This window comes from Paraburkholderia suaedae (assembly GCF_040812055.1).
Classification (GTDB): Bacteria; Pseudomonadota; Gammaproteobacteria; order Burkholderiales; family Burkholderiaceae; genus Paraburkholderia.
In genome coordinates this window covers 1-23,179 of record NZ_JBFOAH010000028.1, presented here as the reverse complement: position 1 = coordinate 23,179, position 23,179 = coordinate 1, and the positions used below count along the sequence as shown (strand labels likewise).

Annotated in this window: 20 protein-coding genes and 2 pseudogenes; 11 read left to right on the top strand and 11 right to left on the bottom strand. The window is 65.1% G+C overall.

Features of this window, described 5'->3' with window-relative positions; genetic code table 11:
- Positions 1–440: 440 nt before the first annotated feature.
- The 5 genes and pseudogenes from zwf to ABQJ48_RS29625 all read right to left on the bottom strand — a co-directional run.
- A complete protein-coding gene (gene zwf / locus ABQJ48_RS29645) occupies positions 441–1,922 on the bottom strand; it encodes a glucose-6-phosphate dehydrogenase (RefSeq protein WP_367841518.1) in 1,482 nt (493 codons plus the stop codon).
- Positions 1,923–2,159: 237 nt separating this feature from the next.
- Positions 2,160–3,089, bottom strand: a complete 930-nt coding sequence (lhpI, locus tag ABQJ48_RS29640) for a bifunctional Delta(1)-pyrroline-2-carboxylate/Delta(1)-piperideine-2-carboxylate reductase (protein WP_367841517.1) — start codon at positions 3,087–3,089, stop codon at positions 2,160–2,162.
- 396 nt (positions 3,090–3,485) lie between these two features.
- Positions 3,486–3,743, bottom strand: coding sequence for a hypothetical protein (locus tag ABQJ48_RS29635; protein WP_367841516.1), 258 nt, complete (start codon positions 3,741–3,743; stop codon positions 3,486–3,488).
- A gap of 143 nt (positions 3,744–3,886) precedes the next feature.
- Positions 3,887–4,516 carry a C39 family peptidase gene (locus tag ABQJ48_RS29630; protein WP_367841515.1) on the bottom strand — a complete coding sequence of 210 codons (630 nt, stop codon included), beginning with the start codon at positions 4,514–4,516 and terminating at the stop codon, positions 3,887–3,889.
- 19 nt (positions 4,517–4,535) lie between these two features.
- Positions 4,536–4,795: pseudogene (locus ABQJ48_RS29625) on the bottom strand (NAD(P)/FAD-dependent oxidoreductase); the annotation flags it as partial.
- A 250-nt stretch (positions 4,796–5,045) separates the two neighbouring features.
- On the opposite strand from ABQJ48_RS29625, the gene ABQJ48_RS29620 reads away from it, so the two are divergent.
- Complete coding sequence (locus ABQJ48_RS29620; RefSeq protein WP_367841514.1) at positions 5,046–5,900, top strand: helix-turn-helix domain-containing protein; 855 nt, start codon at positions 5,046–5,048, stop codon at positions 5,898–5,900.
- A 269-nt stretch (positions 5,901–6,169) separates the two neighbouring features.
- The gene (locus ABQJ48_RS29615; RefSeq protein WP_367841513.1) at positions 6,170–7,117 is read left to right on the top strand and encodes a phosphoribosyltransferase; all 948 of its coding nucleotides are present in this window, start codon (positions 6,170–6,172) and stop codon (positions 7,115–7,117) included.
- Between the two features lie 7 nt (positions 7,118–7,124).
- On the opposite strand, the gene ABQJ48_RS29610 is transcribed toward ABQJ48_RS29615, so the two are convergent.
- On the bottom strand, positions 7,125–8,798 hold the full coding sequence (locus ABQJ48_RS29610) for an ATP-binding domain-containing protein (protein WP_367841596.1): 1,674 nt from the start codon (positions 8,796–8,798) through the stop codon (positions 7,125–7,127).
- A 174-nt stretch (positions 8,799–8,972) separates the two neighbouring features.
- Here ABQJ48_RS29610 and ABQJ48_RS29605 point away from each other — a divergent pair, with 174 nt between their 5' ends.
- Together ABQJ48_RS29605 and ABQJ48_RS29600 are read left to right on the top strand one after the other, a co-directional pair.
- Positions 8,973–9,599, top strand: coding sequence for a glutathione S-transferase family protein (locus tag ABQJ48_RS29605; RefSeq protein ID WP_367841512.1), 627 nt, complete (start codon positions 8,973–8,975; stop codon positions 9,597–9,599).
- A 279-nt stretch (positions 9,600–9,878) separates the two neighbouring features.
- Positions 9,879–10,475 (top strand): Fur family transcriptional regulator, encoded by a 597-nt coding sequence (locus tag ABQJ48_RS29600; RefSeq protein WP_367841511.1) that lies wholly within the window; start codon positions 9,879–9,881, stop codon positions 10,473–10,475.
- Positions 10,476–10,637: 162 nt separating this feature from the next.
- On the opposite strand, the gene ABQJ48_RS29595 is transcribed toward ABQJ48_RS29600, so the two are convergent.
- Both ABQJ48_RS29595 and ABQJ48_RS29590 read right to left on the bottom strand, forming a co-directional pair.
- Complete coding sequence (locus ABQJ48_RS29595) at positions 10,638–11,150, bottom strand: response regulator (protein WP_367841510.1); 513 nt, start codon at positions 11,148–11,150, stop codon at positions 10,638–10,640.
- A gap of 677 nt (positions 11,151–11,827) precedes the next feature.
- The gene (locus ABQJ48_RS29590) at positions 11,828–12,601 is read right to left on the bottom strand and encodes a TetR/AcrR family transcriptional regulator (RefSeq protein WP_367841509.1); all 774 of its coding nucleotides are present in this window, start codon (positions 12,599–12,601) and stop codon (positions 11,828–11,830) included.
- 73 nt (positions 12,602–12,674) lie between these two features.
- Here ABQJ48_RS29590 and ABQJ48_RS29585 point away from each other — a divergent pair, with 73 nt between their 5' ends.
- The 3 genes from ABQJ48_RS29585 (at position 12,675) to ABQJ48_RS29575 (ending at position 17,258) form a co-directional block, all read left to right on the top strand.
- Positions 12,675–14,210 carry an MDR family MFS transporter gene (locus tag ABQJ48_RS29585; protein ID WP_367841508.1) on the top strand — a complete coding sequence of 512 codons (1,536 nt, stop codon included), beginning with the start codon at positions 12,675–12,677 and terminating at the stop codon, positions 14,208–14,210.
- Positions 14,211–14,602: 392 nt separating this feature from the next.
- Positions 14,603–15,982: a hypothetical protein gene (locus ABQJ48_RS29580; protein WP_367841507.1), complete on the top strand. Its 1,380-nt coding sequence runs from the start codon at positions 14,603–14,605 to the stop codon at positions 15,980–15,982.
- A gap of 196 nt (positions 15,983–16,178) precedes the next feature.
- The gene (locus tag ABQJ48_RS29575) at positions 16,179–17,258 is read left to right on the top strand and encodes a TAXI family TRAP transporter solute-binding subunit (RefSeq protein ID WP_367841506.1); all 1,080 of its coding nucleotides are present in this window, start codon (positions 16,179–16,181) and stop codon (positions 17,256–17,258) included.
- 49 nt (positions 17,259–17,307) lie between these two features.
- Here ABQJ48_RS29575 and ABQJ48_RS29570 read toward each other — a convergent pair whose 3' ends face one another.
- On the bottom strand, positions 17,308–18,744 hold the full coding sequence (locus tag ABQJ48_RS29570; protein WP_367841505.1) for an aminotransferase-like domain-containing protein: 1,437 nt from the start codon (positions 18,742–18,744) through the stop codon (positions 17,308–17,310).
- A 114-nt stretch (positions 18,745–18,858) separates the two neighbouring features.
- Between ABQJ48_RS29570 and ABQJ48_RS29565 the strand changes: the two genes are divergently transcribed.
- Entirely contained in the window at positions 18,859–19,746 is an 888-nt protein-coding gene (locus tag ABQJ48_RS29565) for a DMT family transporter (RefSeq protein WP_367841504.1), read from the top strand.
- 369 nt (positions 19,747–20,115) lie between these two features.
- Positions 20,116–20,751 carry a GNAT family N-acetyltransferase gene (locus tag ABQJ48_RS29560; RefSeq protein ID WP_367841503.1) on the top strand — a complete coding sequence of 212 codons (636 nt, stop codon included), beginning with the start codon at positions 20,116–20,118 and terminating at the stop codon, positions 20,749–20,751.
- 63 nt (positions 20,752–20,814) lie between these two features.
- Here the strand turns inward: ABQJ48_RS29560 and ABQJ48_RS29555 are convergent, their stop codons facing one another.
- The gene (locus ABQJ48_RS29555) at positions 20,815–21,369 is read right to left on the bottom strand and encodes a putative glycolipid-binding domain-containing protein (RefSeq protein ID WP_367841502.1); all 555 of its coding nucleotides are present in this window, start codon (positions 21,367–21,369) and stop codon (positions 20,815–20,817) included.
- A gap of 401 nt (positions 21,370–21,770) precedes the next feature.
- On the opposite strand from ABQJ48_RS29555, the gene ABQJ48_RS29550 reads away from it, so the two are divergent.
- Positions 21,771–22,547 (top strand): class II aldolase/adducin family protein, encoded by a 777-nt coding sequence (locus ABQJ48_RS29550; RefSeq protein WP_367841501.1) that lies wholly within the window; start codon positions 21,771–21,773, stop codon positions 22,545–22,547.
- A 45-nt stretch (positions 22,548–22,592) separates the two neighbouring features.
- Positions 22,593–22,784, top strand: a complete 192-nt coding sequence (locus ABQJ48_RS29545) for a 4-oxalocrotonate tautomerase (RefSeq protein ID WP_367841500.1) — start codon at positions 22,593–22,595, stop codon at positions 22,782–22,784.
- Between the two features lie 201 nt (positions 22,785–22,985).
- Here ABQJ48_RS29545 and ABQJ48_RS29540 read toward each other — a convergent pair.
- Positions 22,986–23,179, bottom strand: a pseudogene (locus tag ABQJ48_RS29540) (porin); the annotation flags it as partial.

Below are 23,179 nucleotides of genomic sequence, written 5' to 3'. Positions count from 1 at the left end.
CTTTCCGTTTTTTTGCTCGCTTGGCGTTCTTTGGTTGTAGTCGTTGGGTCTTGGCCTTAAGCGATTTTCCAACTTCGGTCCGGAGTTCATTGAGTGATAAAAGTCGCGCAAGCAATTCATAAAGCTCCGCGCGACTTCCCCGCAAGTCCTTCTTCGCAACTTCCTCACTTGTCAAAGAGGAGTCCTGCATATTGAGCCCGCAAGTTTGACAAGTCTTTCCAGTTGGCATCTCTGCGTTTCCGATGAGTGAACAGCGGCCAATGCAACCTGTTCATACTGAAGCGCGTCAACGGGGGGCGAGGGATGGAGGGCGAATGCCTGGTGTTGGTTTCTGGTAAAGCGTGGGCGTTTTGAGCGTGCCGTCGCGGCACGCTGAGCCCGTGAGACGCGAGCGGCGGCGATCGACCCCGCATGAGGCCGGTCGCACGCACGCGCGCTTCTCACTGCGACTCTTCCGCCCACACCGCATTTTCGCGCGCCATCAACGCAGTCGACGCCGCCGGCCCGAACGTTCCGGCCGTATAACCGCGCGGCCGCTCGCCCGACTTGGCCCAGCCCGCCAGAATCGGCTCGGCCCACGCCCATGCGGCTTCCAGTTCGTCGCGGCGCATGAAGTGCGTGAGGCGTCCGCGGATCACGTCGATCAGCAAACGCTCGTAGGCTTCCGCGCGACGTTCGGTGAACGCCTGCTGCAAATCCAGATTCAGATTCACCGGCAGCATGTGCATGCCGCTGCCCGGCTCCTTGGCGAGCATCTGCAACTGGATCGATTCTTCCGGTTGCAACTGGATCACCAGGCGGTTGCCATAGTTGCGCCCGCCGTTGGGAAAGATGGAGAACGGCAACTCGGAGAACTCGATTACGATCTCCGACACCTTCTTCTGCATCCGCTTGCCGGTGCGCAGGTAAAACGGCACGTTGGCCCAGCGCCAGTTGTTGATGTGCGCGCGCAGCGCGACAAACGTCTCCGCGCGGCTGCCCGGCGGCACATTGTCTTCCTGGAGGTAGCCCTTCACCGCTTCGCCGTCCACGGCGCCCGCGGTGTACTGGCCGCGCACTGTGTCGCGAGCGATGTCCTCCGGCGTCATCGGACGTAGCGAGCGCAGCACCTTGAGCTTTTCGTCACGGACCGCGTCCGGATCGAGCGACACCGGGGGTTCCATCGCGACGATGCACAGCAATTGCAGCAAGTGGTTCTGCACCATGTCGCGCAGCGCGCCGGTCTTGTCGTAGAAACCCGCGCGACTGCCCACCCCGACCGTTTCCGCCACCGTGATCTGCACGCGCCGGATGTACGGCGCCTGCCACAGCGGGCCGAAAATCGGATTGCCGAAGCGCAGCACCATCAGGTTCTGCACGGTTTCCTTGCCCAGGTAGTGGTCGATCCGGTAAATCTGCGCTTCGCTGAAATGCTGGCCGACCGCCCTGTTGATCTCCTGCGCGGACGCAAGATCATGGCCCAGCGGCTTTTCCAGCACGACGCGCGAGTTCCCGTCGATGAGCCCCGCCGAGGCCAGGTGATCGCAGATGCTCGTGAACAGGTCCGGCGATGTCGCCAGATAGAACACACGGCGCACGCCGTCGCGCGAGGCGCTCTTCAGACGCTGGTAGTCGTCGGCCGAATCGACGTCCATGCGCACGTATTCGAACAGCGCAAGGAATTTGTCCCAGGCGGCTGCATCGAACGCTTTCTTTTCGATGAAGGGCTTGGCCTTCTGCTCCATGAATTCGGCAATGTACTCTTCGCGCGACCAGGGCTTGCGGCCGATCGTAAGAATGCGCGTCTCGGGCGGCAGATTGCAGTGCAGATGCGCCATATACAGCGCGGGCAGCAGCTTGCGGAACGACAGGTCGCCGGTGCCGCCGAAGATGATCATGTCGAGCGGCAGGTCGGGTGTGGCTGAAGCGGGTTGGGTCGTCATAGCGCGGTCGCAGCGTCGTGATGGAGGAGGCATCGGTCAAGGGGACAGAAAAAGCGTGCGAATGTCACGCGCCGGCGGACCCGGCCTTTTTCTGGCAAACATCTATGGTGCAACGTTTTGAGATAGTTTGCACGGCAAGATCCGCCGCAGCTTCAGGAAGACGCCAACCTGTGACGGCAACGGGCTGTTTTCATGGCGTTTGAGCGATTTGCGCGGCGCGGCCCCTCGTTCAGGCGTTCAGGCCGCCGACAACGCTGCGCGCGCCACGCGGCACGCCGCGAGATCCCACGCTGCGCAGCCGACGGTCTTGAACACGACAGGCGTCGCCGCGGGCACCAGCGCCGGTTTGTCCAACGCCGTGGCAATCCCGCCGACCTTCGCCCAATCCACCCCGGCCTGGATGAAGTCGCCCGCTTCGTGCTTCGCGCCGGCCAGGTCGTCGACGAAAAGCGCACTGGCGCCCAGCGTGCGCGCGCCAATTTCGGCCATTGCCGGCGTGAAGGCGCCGACTCCGATCACGAGACGTCCGGCACGCGCGGCTTCGTCGTAGACCGGCCGTTGGCTGGTGGTCAGCGCGATCACGACATCGGCCGACTCGGGAATCGCCGCGCCCGCAACCGGTTGCAGGTCCCGGGCGCTGCCGCGATGCGCGTCGCAAAACGCCTCGGCTCGTGCCGGCGCACTGCCCTTCACCCGCACGCGCGCGTCCGGAAACAGTTCGCCGATCGCCTGCAAATGGTTGAGCGCCTGGGTGCCCGTGCCGATCAGCGCGAATTCGCGCGGCGCGCTGCGGCCAAAGGTCGCGACGCCCAGCATCGACATCGCCGCAGTACGGCGACCGGTCACGGTCGGACCGTCGACGACGAACAGCGTCTCCCCGGTATCGGCGTCGAACGCCATCACCTGACCGTGGATCGTCGGCAGATGGCGCGCGCCGTTGCTTGCGCACACGTTGACGAGCTTGTGGATGGCGAGGTCCGGCGCGGTGGCCGGCATCGACAGCATGATGCCGCCTGCATTGAGCGGCATGACGAGCCGCTCGGGACTGACGATGCGCTGCGCTGCATAGTCAATGCTCGCGCGCTTCAGCGCATCGACGAGCGCTGCATAGGGAAGGAGCCGGGCGGTCGCGGCGGCGTCGAAAATCTGCGTGGTCAAGCGGGTCATGAGAGGGTTCGTTCCAGATCCGGATGAAGGTAGGTTCGGGTTCAGCGCAGTGCGAACGCGCGGTCGGTAGACCGCGGGCGCCGCACTGCAGCCTGGTGAGCCGCGCGCGAGTCATCGCGCCCAGGACGTCACCGTAACCGAGCGCGGCGGCATTGGCCAGTCACGCCGAAAATGACGGCGGCTTCGCGATGAAACTGGCGATGGCGTCGTGGATCAGGGCGCGCAGTTGCGCCGGGACAGCTGGCGAACGTTCACCGACCATGCACGCACGAGGCGCTTGGGCTGCGAAGAGCTCGCCCGTCGAGCCACAGACAAAGCCCCGATGAGCGCACGATCCACGCCGTGCGTAACATCGTGCCGCATGCCGTACTGCGCAACCATGACGTTCCCGACCTGTCACTGCGACGCCGCCTTGTCGACGTCATCGTCTTTCTCGTCGTGCTTGAACATCGCGCGGCAAGCCGGGCTCAGTTTGTTCATGTGCCGCACCATGCAGGCGGTGATCTTTGCTTCATTGGGAATATGAATTGCGCAGAAATGCAGCGCGTCGCCGCGACAGGCTTTGACCTGTTCGTCGCGGCTCGCGGCGTTCGACGAGACCGCGGCGCCCAGCGCTAACAAACTGGCAGCCAGCAGGCAGTACGTCCGTTTCATGTCAGGTGCAATAGCGGAAAGACGACGAACAGAAGGAAGCAGCAAACGGGCCCGGTCACCGGGAGCTGCTGCGCCGACCGCGCGTGCAAGCCGTTGCCGGACGGCGCCTCCGACACCGCATCGGTAAACGCAACTCGCCCCGCCTAACCTGCGATCCGGCTTAGCACCATCCCACGCCCCGCATAGAAGCGAGCCATCGTGACGAACGGCAGGTACACGTCAGCCTGATGCGGCGCAATGCCCGATGGATTATGAAACCATACGCCGTCGCGATCGCGTCCATGCAGCAAAATCAGATGGCCGCCGCGCCGCTGATTCGGCCGATCAGGATAGCGGATCTCCGGGCTCACCGAGACGATCGCCAGCGTATCGGGGGTAAGCCGCGCGGCGATCTCTTCGAGCGGCGCCTCGCGCAGCACGTCCACCCGCACGCCGAACGCGCCCACCCAGTCCGCGAACGGCTGATAAATCAGCCCGTCGACGCCGCCGTCCTCGCGCATCCGGTAGACGCCGTGCCCCAGCGCTTCGTCGAGCAGCACGGCGCGCGGCGGGTGGGCGATGCGCCAGTAGTCGAGTGCGGATTCGAGGCAACTCAGGCCGCACAGGCGCTTGGCCCAGAAGCGGTAGCGCTGCGGGTCGGCGAAGCCGCTGCGCTGCCAGTGCGGATCGTCGCACGGGTCGCCCTGCTGCTCGACGATGTGCCGAACCCATTCGGGGCTGCCCCATTGCGTGTGGTATGGAACACCGGCGTGGCGGACTTTCGGTTCGTTCATCGCGTTGATGGATCGTGCGTCAGGGTGAAGGGCATTTTCGCAGCACGCTGCGCGGCCGTTGCATGGTGCCGTCGAACAAGCGCTGCGGACGGAACGCCGACCGATCGAGCGAGACCTCGCCGCCGTCGTTCATGTCGGCGAGCAGTTTACCGACGAAGGGCGCCATCGCGAAACCGTGGCCGCAAAAACCGGTGGCGATCTCAGTCCGCGCCGCTGCGGCGGCGCATCGATCACCGCCATGCCGTCGGGCAACACGTCGAGCAGGCCGGCCCACGATTGGCTCGGCCAGATGGGTGGCGCCGTTGGCGCGCTGGCGCACGCGGCGCCACCCTTTCACCGGTAGAATACTTTTATGCCAAACAGATGAATATCGACGCAATGTCGGTTGTTCTGGTGCACTGATGGCCTTGGCGGCGGTCCTACAAGACGCAAGTCGCGACAATGTTCACGGTACGTGGACGATGCACGGGCGCCGCGCGTGCCGTAGGCAGCCACCAGCATACTTCAGGACAGTGGATTGTCACGCAGCATGCCCAACGAAACAGACTCGCCGGACTCAATCGCAGTCGCCGAGCGCGTGCGCGAGTTGATGAGCCGTCACGGAATCGGCAAGCGCCACCAAACCACGGAGCTTTGCCGCATCCTCGAGCTGAGCTTTTCGCAGGGGCACCGCAAGCTGCGCGGCAACAGCCCGTGGACACTGTCACAGATCAGGAAAGTCGCCGAGGTGTTCGGCGAACCCGCCGCCCAGCTGCTCGGCGCTCAGTCGCTGGATCCGGGCATGGTCGGCGCGCTCGCGCGCGAAGCGCTGCTGTGCATCGGCGCGCTCGAGCTGCCGTGCACCGCGTGGATCGGGGCCGCGCTGGAACCGGGCAGCCGGCCGGAATTCGTCGCCTGTTCGAAACTTGGGCAGTGGCGCGTGACGCGTCACGACGGCACGCTGTGTGAGAACGCGTACAAGGTCCACAAGATCGAAATCTATCCGCGCCGCGCTGAAACCGGGAAGCCAACCATCGCCGTGGTCGACGACGATCAGGCGAGCGCCGACAAGCTGCGCGACTATCTGGCGCGCAGTGGTTTCGCGGCGGTGGCCATTTACGGCCTTGCGGCTTTCGCGGAACAACTGCAAAGCCAGATGTTCGACGGCGTCGTGATCGACTGGCTGTTCGGCACCCAGACTTCGGCGGCTGCGATTCAGGCGGTACGCAGGTCACAGAACCCCGACGCGCCGATTTTCCTGCTGACCGGTGATTTGCTGACCGGCAAGGCCAGTGAATCGGAGATCAGCCAGATGATCCGCGATTACGACGTCGCGTGCTATGAAAAGCCGGCGCGCATGGCGATCCTGGTCGCCGATCTTTCGAAACGGCTGAACCGGCGGTAGCGCGGATCGCGACCCGGTTGCGAACGCCGGCTAAAGCTGCGCCGCGAGTCGGCTGCCGGTTGCCCGGATTGCAGATTCGATGTCGCAAGCGCGCGCTGCGCGGCGGCGATGGAGGCTGCAACACCCGAGCTTGAACCGCATGCATAATGTCGCGGAAAAATCGTTGTCTAAAAGAGCTGCGCGCCGCTTCTGCGCTTCGCCCGCCATCAGAAGGGGCGCGCCGGCAAGCGACGACAGCCCTACGCACGCCACGCGTCGCCACGAGAGCCATGAAGAAGCCGGTCTTGCCCCTCACGTATGAACAGCTCGACCACTGGATCGAATCGCTGCAACCCGCGTTGCTGGCGGAGCGCTTCGCGATGGCGATCGGTATTCTGCGCGGCGGCGCGCCGCTTGCGCTGATGGTGTCCCATGCAGTGGGCACGCCCGTCGCTTTCCTGCGCTATCAGCGCGAGGCGCGTGCGGTCGCGTGGGATTCGACGCTGCCCCTCCCGCCCGCGGGTGCCAAAGTGCTGCTGTGCGAGGACATCGCGGGGCGCGGCTTCACGCTGACCGACTGCATCGCATTCCTGCGCCAGCATGGACTCGACGTCCGGACGCTGACCGGCGCCGTGGACGACCTGAGCCGCATTCAACCCGACTACGCGATCGATGCGCGCGGCTACTTCGCGCTCTTTCCGTGGGAGCGCCAGGCCTGCACCGAGCGCTATCGCGCGGACTGGGAACGGGTGCAGACCGGCAACGCACCCGCGATGGCGGACGACCACGAATATGCGACCTATGCGATCGACCTCGACGGCATTTTGCTACCCGACGTGCCGCTCACCCGCTACGACGAGGATCTCGCCGCCGCGCTCGCCGAACGCGATGCGCTGTTGCCGTTCGACGTGCTGCCCGGCATCGATTTGCAGCGCGTTCGCACGATCATCACCGGCCGGCCGGAACTCGATCGCGCGCGCACCGAGGCGTGGCTCGCGCGGCATGGCTTCGGTCATATGCAACTGGTGATGCGCACGCCGGACGCGCACGACGAAAGTCCCGCCGGCGCGGCCGCGCACAAGGCCGCCGCCGCGTTGCGCGGCGGCGTCACGCATTTTGTCGAGAGCGATCCGGTGCAGGCGCTGCTGATCGCGCAACAGGCGCCGCTGCTGCGCGTGATCTGGTGGGATGCGCTCACGCGCACCGGTATGTTGGTCGGCGCACGGGCGTGGAGCTGAGCCTCGCTCACTTCTCTGCAAGCTTTCCGTCCCGCAGCTGCAAATGCCGCGCGGCCCGCTGCGACGCGACGACGATCAGCTTCATCGTCGCCCGCGTGGCGCCGACGAACAGCTTGCGCGCGATCCGCTCGTCGAACGCGTCGAAGTCGACTTCCGTGAAAATCACGCAAGGCGCGGCCTGCCCCTTGAAGCGATAGATCGATTCCAGCAGCACGTCTCCTTCGCGGTACTCGGGATTGCCGAACAGATCGTACTTGCCGGTAAAGCTGCGCAAGCGGTGCGGTCCGAGATTATCGTGCGCGGTCATCGCCGAGCCTTCGCGGCCGCGAAACGACAGCACCACGATGTCCTGCTTGCGAAAGCCGAGCGAGAGCGCCTGCGTGATCGCGCGCTTGGTCGCGTCGATGCTCGCTTCGGCGCCCTGCGCTTCGTCGTAGACGGACAGTGAGATCTCCGAGCCGTCGAACGGGCTGCCCGACTCGAGCGCCGCCGCCAGCGGCACCGCTATGCCGACCACGTCGCGCACATAGTCGAGAATGTCGCGCGGACTACGATAGTTGGTGGTCTCCTTCAACATGGTCCAGCCCGGCAATGCAACCGGCTCGCGCATATACAGATTCTGCAGCGGATCTTCGAGCCACCACCACGCGGCGCCGGGTCGCAACAGCCGCTCCAGTGCGGCGACCCACGGCTGCTGAAAGTCCTGCCCTTCGTCGACGATCAGCACGTCGAATTGCCAGCGCGGCTCGATCGGGGTATCGGCGAACATCGTCTCCAGCTGCTCGAACACCTGGCCAGACTCGAAATCGGGCCTTAGGCCCGCGTCGCGCGCGATCCAGTCGCACAGCTGGTGGTAGTTCGCGACCTTCGCCTCGGGCGGCGCGACGCGCGCGATGTGATCGGCGAGCGGCCGGTTGAAGCACACGTATAAGGGCCGCTGGCCGCGCGCCACCGCATCCTTCATCACCTGCACCGCGAGTTGCGTCTTGCCCGAGCCCGCCGTGCCGATCACGCGCAACCGGAACGGCGTGAACTCGAGCCGCCGCGCCCATGTCGCGAGTCCGCCCGCAAGGCGCGTGACGAGCGTGCCTGCCTGTCCGACCAGCGCGCTCGTGTCCGGCGTGAGCGCAAGTTCGTCGGCGAGAAAATGATGGATCTTCGACGCGCACGCAAGGCGCGGCTCGTCGGCCGGCAACGCTTCGCGGATCACCGCGGCGAGCCGGTCCTTGCGCGCCGCGTCGACGATGCGCGACGGGTTCACGCCCGCAATCGCCGTATTCCTGACGATGTGATCGGGGCAGTACAGCAGTTCTTCGATGACATAGGTGCCCGCGCCGAACGCGGCGGTAAAGCGGCGATGCAGGCCTTCAATGGTATGCGCGAGCGCGATCGCCACGTTGCGTTCGGTCTGCAGGTAGACCTTGACGAGTCCCTTCGGCGTCTCGCGCAGGAAGCCGGTTTTCTGCTCGACGATCATCACGCGCCCGGCGGGACTGACGATCACGAAGTCGGCCTCGCCGAACACCGAGAAGTTCTGGTTCAGCCGCGTCCAGTGGACGCCGTGGTAGACCGTGTACCCGGCGGGAAGCGCTTCTTCGAGCAACGCGAGGGTCTCGCGCTCGCGTGCCGCCGCGCCGGTGGCGGCCAGGTTTTTCCAGTCGTCGGGGACAATGCGGGCCATGCGTGCCTCGTCGTATTCGGGTGCAGTCATTGTACGCAACGCGATGGCACCGGCGCACCGTGGGAAGGTGCCGGCCGCCGCTTGCAGCGCGCTGGCCGCTCGCATCGTGTATCGTTGCTGGTTCACCGCCGCGCGCGGCGCGCGGCTTGCCAACCACGAAAAAGGATTGACCGGATGATCACAATCTGGGGACGCGCCAACTCTGTCAACGTGCAGAAAGTCTTGTGGTGCTGCGACGAGCTGGTGCTGCCATACGAACGCATCGACGCGGGCCTGCAATTCGGCCGCAATAACGAACCCGACTACCTCGCGATGAACCCGACCGGCAAGATTCCGACCCTGGTCGACGACGACTTCGTGCTGTGGGAATCCAACGCAATTCTGCGCTACCTGGTGTTGCAATACGGCGAGTCCAGCCTGCTGTATCCGTCGGCGCCGAGACAGCGTGCGAGCATCGACCGCTGGCTGGACTGGTCGCTGTCCACGCTGCAACCCGCCGAGCGTCCGGTGTTCTGGACCCTCGTGCGCACGCCCGAAGCACAACGCGATACCGCCAGACTGACCGCCGATCTAGAGGCGGTCAGCCTGCTTTGGCGCATGCTGGATGCCCATCTGCAAGGGCGCTTCTTTCTGGAAGCCGAGAAGTTCACGCTGGCCGACATCGTGATCGGCGCGTACGCGAAACGCTGGTTCGGGCTCAACGGCGTCGAGCGTCCGTCGCTGCCCAGTCTCGAGCGTTGGTATTCGCGCATCGCGACTCGCTCGGGGTTCAGGAAGTACGTCGATTTTCCGCTGACCTGAGTCCCTGTGGCGCGGTTGCGTTGGTTCCCTGGCATTGGGCGTTGTTGGTCGCCGTCAGGGTCTTTTGGCGTTGTTCGGCGTTGTTCGGCGTCGGAAGTTACCGCTTGCATTGCGCCGCAGGGGCTCGGCGCGTGTGTGATCGAGCCGCCTGCCTGTCTGCTTGCCCACGAGCCGTCGCATACTGGCGCCCGCCGGGGCCATCGTCGCCCGGGTGCTCAGCGGGAGCGTATGGGCACTGCCGTAGGCGCCGCAAAAGCCGCGCACCTTTATAATCGGAGCATGAAGAGCTCCAAGCCCACCGCGGCCGCCACCCAGGCGGCCACCTCCGCTCATGCACATGAGCCGGGGCACGCACATGGCAATCCGCACGAAGCCGCGCTGACCCTTGCGGAAGATTATTGTCGCGAACGCGGCGAGAAGCTCACGCCGATTCGCCGCAAGGTGCTGGAATTGCTGCTGAATTCGGGGCGCGCGACGAAGGCGTATTCGCTGCTCGACGGGATGCGCCAGATCCACCCGGGCTCGGCGCCGCCCACGGTGTATCGCGCGCTGGACTTCCTGCTGTCGGCGGGGCTCGTGCATCGGATCGAATCGATCAATGCGTTCACCGTTTGCCACGATCTGACGCAATGTCAGCACGGTATCCTGGTGGTCTGCCAGCAATGCGGCAGCGTCACCGAACTGCATCAACCGAAGCTGCGGCAAGCGCTCGTCGCGCAAATCCAGCACGCGGGCTACCGCCTCGCCAGCGATGAAATCGAACTGAAGGGACTGTGCGCCACCTGTCAGCAAGCCGAGACGGCCGACGCGACAGCTAGCGGCGAAAGCAGCGAAGGCCGCCCGATCGCGCCGACACCTGTGGCCACCGCCAAGTAAAGGCGTCTCCGGCGGCTCGGATGGCGGGCCGCAGCAGGACGGCCGATGGCCGGCAACCTCTGAACGCTCGAAACGCCGGATACGCCTGCAAAGCCGTACCGCCGACGCGCCGCGAGCCCGCCGCCAATCCACCGCACCCAGCCTCGAACACGCATCCCGAGATCAACTCGCCGAGCGCGCCACGATCGCATCGTGCAGCAAGGTCACGAGGTCATCGGGCAAAGCGGGTTTGGTCATGAAATGCTGGAAGCCTTCGCCGATACTGCGCAAGCGGTACGCCTCGTCAGTGTGGCCCGTGAGCGCCACCGCGACCGAGGGCGTCTGATCGCTGCGAATTTCGTGGTCGCGCAGCCGCTGGATCAGGTAAAAGCCGTCCATGGCAGGCAAGTCGAGATCGCACACGACAGCGTCGGGTGACAACCGCAGCGCCGCTTCGACACCCTCTTCCGCATCTGCCGCGGCGCAGACCTTGGCACCTTCCGCCTCGAGTAACAGGGTCAGCGACTCCCGGCTATCCGGGTCGTCTTCTACGAGCACGATCGTGGCCCGATCGAGTCTCAATTCTCCGTTCATTTTCCGTTGTTGCTTTAAAAAACCGGTTAGGCCGTCAGGGGTGGCCAACGTTTCGTTTTGCTGCTTGCCGCCGGTTTGCGCGGCTGCGATGTTGGTGTTCATGGTTCCGACTCGATTTCATGCGCCGAGTTGCAAACAGGCCCGATTGTAGAACAGGGCCCGGGTACAACACGTGTGCGGTAACGCGCCAAAGTTGCACGTCGATGAAAAAGTGGCTGGGCGCCGCGGCCTGGCGGACCTCTGGCAGACCCGATGCCGACATCCTTGCGCAGCGGCAATGCGATGCGAAATGGTGTTCGTTCAAGCTTGCCACTGGCGCCTCTTCGACATTCGTATTAGCTTTTTGCGTCGCCGGCCAGCGTATTGCGCGAAGACGCGGGCACGACTACATGTGGTTCAGCACGTAGCGTGCCGCGCCCCGCCAAAAGTTGGATCACCCATTGAGCGACGGGTTTCGCCGTTCATGCGATCTTCACGCGAGCATCGAGGGGGTGCGAACAGCGATGTCATCATGAGCGCGGGGGCACACGCCCGGCTTCGTTTCGGCCGTTACGTGCCGCCTGCGCGTAGCAATCGCCGGTACCGGACAGAGGCACGGTGCACGATCTCGACCTGGCGACGCTCGACGCGCTTCGGCATGTCGGCACAGCGAAGCTCACCAGGCAGTTGTTCAAGCGCGGGTTGCGTAATATGTTCAGCCAAGAAGCAACGCGGCAAGCCGCGCGCGCCGGCCGCACGATCCGACGAGACTCCGCGCGTTGCGATGTGTTCGCGGTGCTTCAGCCCTTCTTCGGACCGATCCCCTGCACCAGCAAAGCGACAGCATGCCGCGCAATCTCTTCGCCGCCGACGTTGCGCCGCGAACGATCATTGCGCCACAACTGCGAGGTGGCCAGCGGAAGAAGCGTCAATCCCATCAGCGTGACGAATACCAGCGACGGTTCGAGCCCCGCATTGAGGCGCCCTTCCTTCTGCCAGCGTGCGATGGCCCCCAGCGCTGCCTGCTGATGCGCGTCGCCGAATCGCTCATGGATGCGCTGGCGCAGCAGGCCGCCGTCGCTGATGACCTCGCGCACCCACAGCGGCGCGAACCACGGGTGCTCGGTCGCCGCTCGCACGAGCCGCTGCGCGAGTTGCGTGATCGCGGCAACGGCATCATCGGGATTCTCCTGGAACGGCACCCCGAGCCCCGCGCGCAACGGGCCGAAGCGCTCCTCGACCAGCACGTCGAGTAATTGGTCGCGGGTCTTGAAGTAGTAATGCATCATCGCGGGCGTAAACCCCGCCTCGCGCGCGATCTGGCCGAGCGTCGTGTCGACGATGCCCTGCCGCGCGAACAATTCCAGCGCGGCGTCCAGCAGCCGGTTGCGCTGCTCGACGCCGCGCGCGGCCCCCGTCGGTCGGCCGGGCCGCCGTGCGGGCGCCGCCGTGGCCGCGTTCGCCGATTCGACTGACGCTTTCGCCGGCCGTTTGGACGCAGTACCTGCTTTGACGGAGGCGGCGCCGCGCCGGGGATCTTCCACCACCTGGTCTTGCGACGGAATCTTTGCCATTGCATTCAATTTGACGAGTCGAGCGATGTCGAATATATTAATCTCTGAATTAATTAATTTCAAGATACGCGCCATGGAACAATCGACCTCGACGCGCCCCGCCGCCCCTGCGCCGCAGGAGTCACGGGCTCATTCCCCGACAGCGGATCATCCGCCAGTCCGCCTGCTGTTTCCGGCGCTGCTGCTGGTCATGCTGCTCGCCGCGCTGGATCAAACGATTGTCTCGACCGCGCTGCCCACAATCGTCGGCGAACTCGGCGGCCTGAACAACCTGTCGTGGGTGGTGACCGCCTACCTGCTCAGCTCGACGATCGTCGTGCCGCTGTACGGCAAATTCGGCGACCTGTTCGGCCGCAAGATCGTGCTGCAGACGGCGATCGTCGTGTTCCTCGTGGGCTCGGCGCTGTGCGGCATCGCGCAGAACATGAGTCAGCTCATCGTGCTGCGCGCGCTGCAAGGACTCGGCGGCGGCGGACTGCTGGTCGTGACGATGGCCGCCATCGCGGACGTGATACCGCCGGCTGACCGCGGCCGCTACCAGGGCGTGTTCGGCGGCGTGTTCGGTCTGGCAACCGTGATCGGTCCGCTGCTCGGCGGCTTTCTCGTCGAGCACCTCACATGGCGCTGGATTTTCTACATCAACCTGCCGCTAGGCATCGTATCGCTCGTCGTGATCGGCGCGGTGTTCAAGCCGCACGTCCGGCACGTGAAGCACACCATCGACTACATGGGCGCCGCGTTTCTGGCCGGCGCGCTCACCTGCATGATCCTCTTCACCAGCCAGGGCGGCACGATCCTGCCGTGGTCGTCGCCGCAATTGTGGTTCACGCTCGGCATGGGACTCGTCGCGCTGTGGGGTTTCATTCACGAGGAACGCACCGCGCTCGAACCGATCATGCCGCTCGAACTCTTCAAAGAGCGCACGTTCTTGCTGGCCAGCCTGATCGGCTTCATCATCGGCGTGTCGTTGTTCGGTTCCGTCACGTTCGTCCCGCTCTATCTACAGGTGGTGAAAGGCTCCACGCCGTCGGAAGCCGGCATGCAGATGCTGCCGATGATGGGCGGCCTGTTCCTGATGTCGATGGTGACGGGCCGCATCATCAGCAAGATCGGCAAGTACAGGATCTTCCCGATCATTGGAACCTTCCTCGTGGCCATCGCGATGCTGCTGCTTTCGCGTCTGCAGATCGATACGCCGATTCATGTGATGTATCTCTACATGGGTGTTCTGGGTTGCGGTCTCGGCATGGTGATGCAAGTGCTGATTCTCGCGGTGCAGAACACCGTCGAGTTTCGGCACATGGGCGTGGCCACTTCGGGCGCGACCTTGTTCCGTTCAATCGGCGGCTCGATCGGCGTGGCCGCCTTTGGCGCCGTGTTCTCCAACGGGCTCGCCGCGCGGCTGGAAAAGCTGATTCCGCCCGACACCGAACTGCCGCATGCGCTCGGGCCCGCCGCCATCCGCGAGCTGCCGGAAGCGTTGCGCAACGACTATCTGCACGCGTTCGCCGGCGCGCTACATACGGTTTATCTCGCGGCCGCCTGCGTGGTGGTTCTGGCCTTCGTGCTCGCGTGGTTGCTGAAGGATCATCCGCTGCGCAAGCACTGATCGCTGCAGTTTGCAACGGCGCTCGATGCGAGCGCCTGATCGCGAGGTCGACGGCACGCACGTCGACCTCGTGCTGTTTCTACACCACGCATTGGCGTAGTGCGCGCAGACAAGGCAGCACATTGAAAAACGCTGTGTCCGCTCGTTCTGACGGCATGCACAGCGTTTCCTCCTACTTCGAAGTGTGCGGTAGCGCACACGGGATAGGGGGGAACGCACATTGACGTTGCGAGCGAAACACCACATATTGCAAGCGACGACAACCAAGCCTGCGCTTGGATCTCCAAGACTCTCCGGCGCATGTGGATCGTGATTCCGCGGACAAGCCTCCAGCCTCAACACGATCCGGAGCATGCCGTAATGGCATCGATTTCCACAGGTGGGTCCACGGCATGTCCACCCCGACAGCTTTCGCTCATAGCTTTCCTACGCCCTGCAAACGTTGCGGCGGTGCGTTGTACCGCCAACTCGACTATTGCCCCTACTGCGGCGCGGTACACCCGCTCGACGAAAGCCCGCTCGAGCGCAGCGCGCTTTCGGGCAGCCGCGCGCAAGCGCTGAGCGCCGCCGGGCAGCACCTGGACGACGAGCCGGCCCTGCGCCATGAGGCCGGTCTCACGGCTCGCGCCGCGCATCCACCCGACGCGCTCGATCACGAACCGGCGCGCCGCACGTCGCTCGTGTCGACGGGTGCGCCGGTTGCACCGCCGCCGCAGTTCGACGATCCGCCATATCCTCCGTACAACACAGGGCAGACCGCTCGCAGAGTGTTCCTCGCGATTGCCGCGGTTTTCCTGGTCGCTCTGGGGTATGTGCTGTACGTGCTCTTCAGCGATAACGGTGATTCCGACGACATCGTCGGCAACCGGACCACGCTCGCAACCCACGATGCGCGTTCGACGACCGGCACCATCGAGCCACTCGCGGCATCGCCTCAATCGAGCCGCCCGGCAGCCATGGCCAAACCTTTGACTTCCAACAACGCGGTCAAGTCTGCGCCGGCCGTCGCGGTGAGACCCGCTACCTCTGACACTGCGCTAAAGAGCACGCCGGTCCTTCCGGCGACGCCGGCCGCGCCGCCGGTGGCCACTGCGCCGCCGCGGGTCGTCACCGCGCCGCCCGCGGTTACTGCGCCGGCCAAACCGGCACTGCAGTTCCACGACGCGTCGCAAGCGTTGCAGGCAGCGCGCGTTGCCTTCCGCGCCAACGATCTGTCCACTGCGCAAGCGTCGCTCGCCTCCGCGCGGTCGCTGCAGCCAGGCAACGCCGATGCGCAGAAGCTGGCCGCCGATTTGCGGCCGTTGATCGCGCGCCGCGATAGCGCATTGCAGGCGGCGCAAACGTGCATCGCGCAGCAGTCCTGGCCCTGCGCGCGCCAGCACGCTAACGAGGCGCTCGCAATCGATAGCGGCAACGACACCGCCAAACTCATCCTCGAACGCGTGATTCGCGAGACCGGCTGGGCGCCGCTCAAGCCGCACGCCGCAGCCGACCCTGCGACTCAAGGCGAACCGCTCGCGCAAGCGCAGTCCACGCCGGCATCGCAAGCGGTCCAGTTGCAAACGCCGTTGCCGCCCGGCATGCCGGCAAACGGCCAGCTCGGCGCAATCGCGCCGCCTGCGGGCGCGGCGGCAAACACGGCAACCGCGGCAGGCGCCGATGCGCACGGCAACGGCCTCGACGCGCGCCAACGCGCGATCAAGGACTCAGGCTGGAACCGCGCGCCATCGACCGGCGGCAAGGTCGCCGCGAATACCTCGCCCAGCCAGTAGAACATCGTTCGGAGAACGAATCACATAGCACATACCCGCGCCGAGCGCACGCAATGGTGTTGGCTATTTCAGCGGCAGCACACGGACGCGGCCGTCGCGGCGCATTGAACATGACATGACATGGCAACCGGCTCACCGGCGCTTCGTGTGCATCGTGCTCGAAGCCATACAACCCTGACCGATAGGTAGATAGACCATGCTGAAGAGACTTTTGGGAGGATGGCTGGGCCTTGCGCTGATGGTCCTGTCATCGCTGGGTGGCGCGGCGGAACCGGCGCATTACAAGATCGTCACCGGGCCGGAGCGGGGCACGTATATCCAGATCGGTCAGGACCTGTCCAAATGGGTGGCGCAGCCGGTAGGGATCGATCTGGATGTGATGGCGTCGAAGGGTTCGGCCGAGAACGTGCAGCGCATGCGTTTCGAGCCCGGCGTGAAACTCGCGCTGGTGCAGTCCGACGTGTACCAGGCCTACATCGACATGGCTAACGCGGGCAACCCCGACGCCGGCACGGCCATCCGTCCACTGCGGCTGATCATGCCGCTCTACGACGAGGAGATCAACGTCGTGGTGCGCGCCGACTCGCCGCTCAAGACCCTGGCCGACATCAAGGACAAAACCATCAGCGTCGGGTTGATCGGCAGCGGGACCGCACAAACGGCCACGACGCTGTATCACCTGATGTTCGGCCAGGCGATTCCCGAACAGAACGTCGTGCACCTGAGCAACGAGGATGCACTGGCCGCGCTGATCGTGAAAAAGGTGGACGTGGCGATCATCGTGGTCGGGCAGCCAGCGAAGCTGTTCAACGACATGAACCCCGAACTGCTGCAACAGATCCGCCTGCTGCGGGTCGACCCGGCGGCGCCCGAAACGGTGAAAGCGAAGCAGACCTACTTCCCCGCGACGATCCGCGCGAGCAGCTACCCGACCTGGCTGAAGGAAGACGTGCCCGCGCTGACCGTGAAGGCTTTTCTCGTCACCTACGATTACGGCTTGCGCGATACCGTTGGCAATCTGAATCGTTTTGCCGACTCGCTGTGCGCGAACTTCGACAATCTGCAGGAGCATGGCCATCCGAAATGGAAGCAGGTGAAACTCGAATTGCCGACGCTCGTGCGCGGCTGGAAATACTACGGGCCGGTCGAGAAGCATTTGCGCGCGTGTCTGGCGAACCGCAGCGCGGCGATTAGCGCCACGGCCGCCGCGCAAGGCACGCCGAAACCGCGTCCCACCTGCACCGAGCAGGAGCGCCTGCTGCTCCTGTGCAAGTAGCTTCGAGTCGATAGGAGGACGCGCGCGTTCAGGCGCGCTTCGGCTGCCTTTAGCCCGTCACACGCGAGAGCCCCGACACGGCTGATGCTTCCATCGCCCGCTGCAACGTCTCGTACACCTTCGGCCGGTTGCACTGCGAGACGTTAAAGCGCAGAAAGCCGGCCGCCGACTGCGACGCGCTGAACACGTTGCCCGGCGCAAACACCACGTTCTCGGCGAGCGCGTGCCGCGCGACGTCGGCAGCATCGAGCGAATCGGGCAGACGCGCCCACACGAAGATGCCGCCGCGCGGGCGCGTCCAGATGTCGAGGCCCGCATGCCCCAGGCGCCGGATCGTCTCGCCCATCGCGTCGGCGAGTTTCGCGCGCATGCCTTCCAGGTGGCGCCGGTAAGTGCCGTCCACCAGCATCCGATGCACGACGCTCGCCGTGAGCTGGCCGTTACCGAAGGTGGTCGCGAGCTTCAGATCGATCAGCGGTTCGATCCATTCGGCGCGCGCGGCGATGTAGCCGCAGCGCACCGCCGCGGACAGGGTCTTCGAAAAGCTGCCGATCGTCACCACGCGCGCGAGCCCGTCGAACGCCGCAAGGCGCGGCGCGGCCTCGTCTTCGAAGTCGGCGAAGATATCGTCCTCCACGATCAGCAGATCATGTTCGCCCGCGAGCTTCAGCAGCCGATGCGCGACGGCCGGTGCGAGCGTCGCGCCGGTAGGATTATGGAGCGCGGAATTGGTCACATAGAGGCGCGGACGAGACTCGGCCAAGACCCGCTCGAAGGCCGTCAGATCGGGCCCGGACGGCGTGTACGGCACGCTCACGACGCGCGCGCGATGCGCAAGCAGCAGCGCCTGGAAATTGAAGTAGCAAGGATCGTCGATCAGCACGGTGTCGCCGGGTTCGAGCAGGAAGCGGCACACCAGGTCCAGCGCGTGGGTGCCGCCGTCGGTCAGCACGATCTGCTCGGGCGGCGCCTCCACGCCACGCTGCGCGAGCCGCCACGCGAGCTGCTGGCGCAACGCGGGCAAACCGCCCGGGCTCGCGTAGTCGGCGAGCGGCGCGTGCGAATCGCGCGCCACTGCGCGCAACGCACGACGCACGCCGTCTTCCGGCAGCCACGACGGCGGCATCCAGCCGCAACCCGGTTTCAGCACTGTCGCGGCGGTCTCCAGCGACTGGCGCGTGAGCCACAGCGGATCGAGGTCGCGATCCAGACGCGGCCCGAGATCGGCGAGCGCGAAGGGCGGCGCATGCCCCGATACGAAAAACCCCGAGCCGCGCCGCGCCACAATCGCCCCTTCCGCGACCAGCCTGTCGTATGCTTCCACCACGGTCGACTTCGAGACGCCCAGCGTTTCGGTCATCGCGCGAATCGACGGCACGCGCGCGCCCGGCGTCAGCAAGCGGCTCGCAATCCGCTCGCGCAAGCTGTCCATCACCGTGCCGACGCGCGTGCCTGACCCGGCTCGGCTGTGTTCACTGTTCGCCATCTGTACTGCTCCATGTTCCGTACAGTTCTGCCGAACTGTACTGATCTGTAGCTTACCTTTTTTGACGGCAACGCGGATGCTAGGGGTTCTCTTTCATGGAGCGTCACTGTTCAGATGGATAAGACAACGAACGGCTGGCTGAGCGGCCTCGCAGGCGTACTGATTTTCAGCGGCTCGCTGCCCGCCACGCGCCTTGCCGTGCAAGGGCTCGAGCCGGTATTCCTGACGGTGGCGCGCGCCACGATTGCGGGCACGCTGGGCCTCTTGCTCTTGCTGGTGTTCCGTCAGACGCGCCCCGCCCGCAGCGATCTGGTTCCGCTGGTGGTGGTCGCGCTCGGCGTGGTGGTCGGCTTTCCGCTGCTGACGGCGTTGGCGCTGCGCCACGTGAGTTCCGCGCATGCCATCGTCTTCGTCGGGCTTTTGCCGCTCGCCACGGCGATCTTCGGCGTGCTGCGCGGCGGCGAACGTCCGCAACCGGCATTCTGGCTGTTCTCGGCGCTCGGCAGCAGCGCGGTGGTCGCCTTCGCATTGCGCCACGGCCTGAACGCATCGCCCGTCGGCGACGCGCTGATGCTGGCCGCGATCGTCGCATGCGGGCTGGGCTATGCCGAAGGCGCGCGCCTGTCCCGGCATCTCGGCGGCTGGCAGGTGATCTCGTGGGCACTTGTGCTGTCGCTGCCGCTGATGCTGCCGCTCGCATGGTGGACGCGGCCCGCTTCGTTCGACGGAATCAGCCATGCAGCGCTGTGGGGCCTTGCCTACGTGTCGCTGTTCAGCATGCTGATCGGCTTCGTGTTCTGGTACCGTGGGCTGGCGCTCGGCGGCATTGCCGCGGTGGGACAGTTGCAGTTGCTGCAACCCTTCTTCGGGCTGCTGCTCGCCGGGTTGCTGCTGCACGAGCAAGTGCCGCCCGCAATGATTCTGGTCACCGTCGTGGTGGTGGCCTGCGTGGCCTGCGCGCGGCGTTTCTCGCGGAGCGCCCCGGCGCGACCGGCGGTTTGAAGACAGCACGGCGAGCAGCGCGGGGGCGCTCGTGCTCGCCGCTGCTGGCGGCAATGACGGCCAGGTACCGGCGCGCAACACAGGGTCAGCAGATCGAATAGGTGCGCCGCCGACCTGTGTGCTCTATTGCGCGATCCCGGCAATCGGGAAACGGCTCGCAAGGGCAATCGACGAACCGGTCGCGTGAAACCCCGCAATGGCAAAGCGGAATCGATCGGTTCGATTCGTGAAGCGCGGCTTCGTTTGCGGCGAACGTCGCCACACGACAACGCGAAGCCACCTTGCGCCGATTTTTGACGCGCTTCAAATCGGCGCGGGCGGCAGGCATAGTGAAGCATCCTCATCTTCACGGCCACGACAGGTTCACGCATGAGTAACAATCACCCGGCGCCGTTGGCTGGCACAGCCTCGAACACCGCCAGCGCCGACCCACTCGCCGCCGCACGCATCCGCGACGCCGAGGAAGCCGATCTTCCCGCGATTCAGGCGATCTACGCCCACCACGTTCTAACCGGCGTCGCGTCGTTCGAGGAAACGCCGCCTTCCGTCGACGACCTGCGTGCGCGGCTCGCGTCGGTGCGCCGCCATGGCCTGCCGTACATGGTCGCGGAGATCGATGGGGAAGTCGCCGGCTACTGCTATGCGACGCCCTACCGGCCCCGCGCCGCGTATCGCAACACAATCGAAGATTCAATCTATGTGAACGATGCCTTTCGCGGCCGGGGCATCGGCCGTATCTTGCTGCAGGCGCTGATCGAGCGCTGCGAAGCAGGACCGTGGCGTCAGATGGTCGCCGTCATTGCCGACGGCGGCAGCGGCGGTTCACTGTCGCTGCACCAGCAACTGGGCTTCGAGTTGACCGGCACGTTGAAGGCCGTCGGGTTCAAGCACGGCCGCTGGCTCGACACCACGCTGATGCAGCGCAAGCTGGGCCGTGGCGACTCCACGGTGCCGGACGATGTGGCCGCCAATGTCACGCAGAGCGCGCCGCAGCGAGGCGAATGAAGCAACGCACCGGTGGCTCGCCTGGCTGTGGGATGGGCTAGCGCGGCAAAGCCCAAGTAAGCTTCATCGCGCCCGCGGCAGGCGTGTGAACAAGGTCGGGTAGTCGATCACGAGGCCGTCGTCATCTACCCGCATATTCGCGGTGAAGTTGCGGAAAATGCCCTCGTAGCGATACTCGCGATTCAACTCGATACACGTATAGGCCTGCTCGACGCGCGTCACCTGCAAATCGGGCGTCGAGACATAAGCGACTGAAATCGGCTGGCGCTGGCCCTCGGCCAATTGCAGACGGCGGATCGGCAGCGTGTTGGTGAACGGCGTCGCGGCGATATCGATGTCGATGCAGCCTTCGATCGTGCTCAGCACGAGACCATGGCCGTCGTGCCAACCACCCGCGCCATCGCCGTGCAATTCGAGTTCCGCACCGCCGACTATCTTCAGCCACGCATGGCGGGTGCGCCATTGCGCATCACAGCGCACCGTGTAGTGCAGCCCGTACGCACGACCGTAGCGCTGCCCGACGACTACGCTTTGCACCTCGAAGCCATCCGCCTGCGAGTCGAACGCCAGATGTTCGATACCGTCGCCCTCTTCCGATACCCACCGTAGTTCACGCATCGACCTGTCTCCTCGCGAAATGGCGCGGCCTGCGCCGGGCAATCATCGTAGCGCGAAAAAGGCGTGCTGCGCCCCCCTGGCGCACGCATGCGCGTTCGTTGCAAATAACCACTATCCGTCCGCAACGATGCACGGCGAGGCGAAGCTGGCCTATGCTCGTGGGGTGGCCGCTAACCGATCTGCGCCTTGCGTGGGCGGCGCTAATTGGCGTAGTGGCAGCGAATCTCGACGCGCTACCGGCCGGCTATCATGATGACGATACGCGCGCCGCAGAACCCGCACACCGCCCGCAGAGCGCAAGCTCGGCCACGGCGCCAACCCCGCGCACCGGTCGACGCAGCGCACATCATCGCGCCGCCTCATGGAACACAGTACCGATCCGGCAACTTCAGGAGATAGACATGTCGTTCATTCACAGACCGGCCGGGCACATTGCCGAAACCGGCCCGCTCTCCGACGCGGAGCGGCAAGCCCGCGTCGATTTGGCTGCTGCCTATCGGCTCACCGCGCTCAACGGCTGGGACGATCTGATCTACACGCATATCTCGGCGAGCGTGCCCGGTGAACCGGGACACTTCCTGATCAATCCGTTCGGCCTCGGCTTCGATGAAGTGCGGGCGTCGAATCTCGTGAAGATCGACATTGCCGGCAACATCGTCGGCGCCAGCGATCATGCGGTGAACGTAACCGGCTTCGCGTTACACGCGGCCGTGCACGCGGCGCGCGCCGACGCCTTCTGCGTGATGCATCTGCACAATACGGCGGGCGTGGCGGTGTCCGCGCAACCGGCCGGCTTGCTGCCGGCCTCGCAACATGCGCTGCGTTTCTACGGCCACCTTGCGTATCACGACTACGAGGGCCTCGCGTTCACGCCGGCCGAAGGCGAACGTCTGGTCGCGCATCTCGCCGACAAACCCGCGATGCTGCTGCGCAACCACGGCACCCTGACGGTCGGCCGAACGGTCGCCGAAGCCTATGTGCTGATGGCGACGCTGCTAAAGGCCTGCGAGATCCAGCTGCAGGCTCAGGCATGCGGCACGGAACTCGTACTGCCGAAGCACGAGGTCGCCGCGCGCACGGCGGAACAACTGTACGATGGCGGCGCAATCGAAGGCGCGCTCGAATGGCCCGCGTTGTTGCGCAAGCTCGACCGGGTCGATCGCAGTTATCGCGATTGAAGCCGCGTGCCACTCGCTTCTATTTCTTGTCAACGGAGTCATGCCATGCCCACGTTTCATATCGAACTTTTCGAAGGCCGCACGCAGGAACAGAAACGCGAGTTTGTCCAGGCCATCACCAAGGCGACTTGCGATTCGCTCGGCGTCGAACCGGGCTCCGTGGACATCATTCTGACGGACGTGAAGCGCGAAAATTGGGCTACGGCTGGCCGTTTATGGTCGGACGCCGAAGCTTGAGCGTTTTAGCGGAGCGGGTGCATGACGCAAAGGAATACGTGCGCGCTGCAAAGGTCATCCCGCACGAGCAGCACGGAAAGCCGCGCCTCGCTGAAAAAGCTGCGCGCGTTGCGCGCGCAGCTTTTGTTGGTCGACAACGCGATCTGCAACGCGTTGCCGTGGCGGCATGACACGACATCGCGCCGCCACGCCGGCAGCCGGTTAGAACTTGTGGATGATACCCACACCAACCGCAACCTGGCTGCGCGAGGACGACGGTGAGCCGTTCTGCCCGTCGCCGATGCTGGCCGTTGCGTCGATGATGGTCTTGCCGTTGCCGGCGAGCGTCTGGCCATTGGCGCGCTGATACGCTTCGAGCGCATACAGGCCCGTACGCTTGGACAGCGAGTAGTACT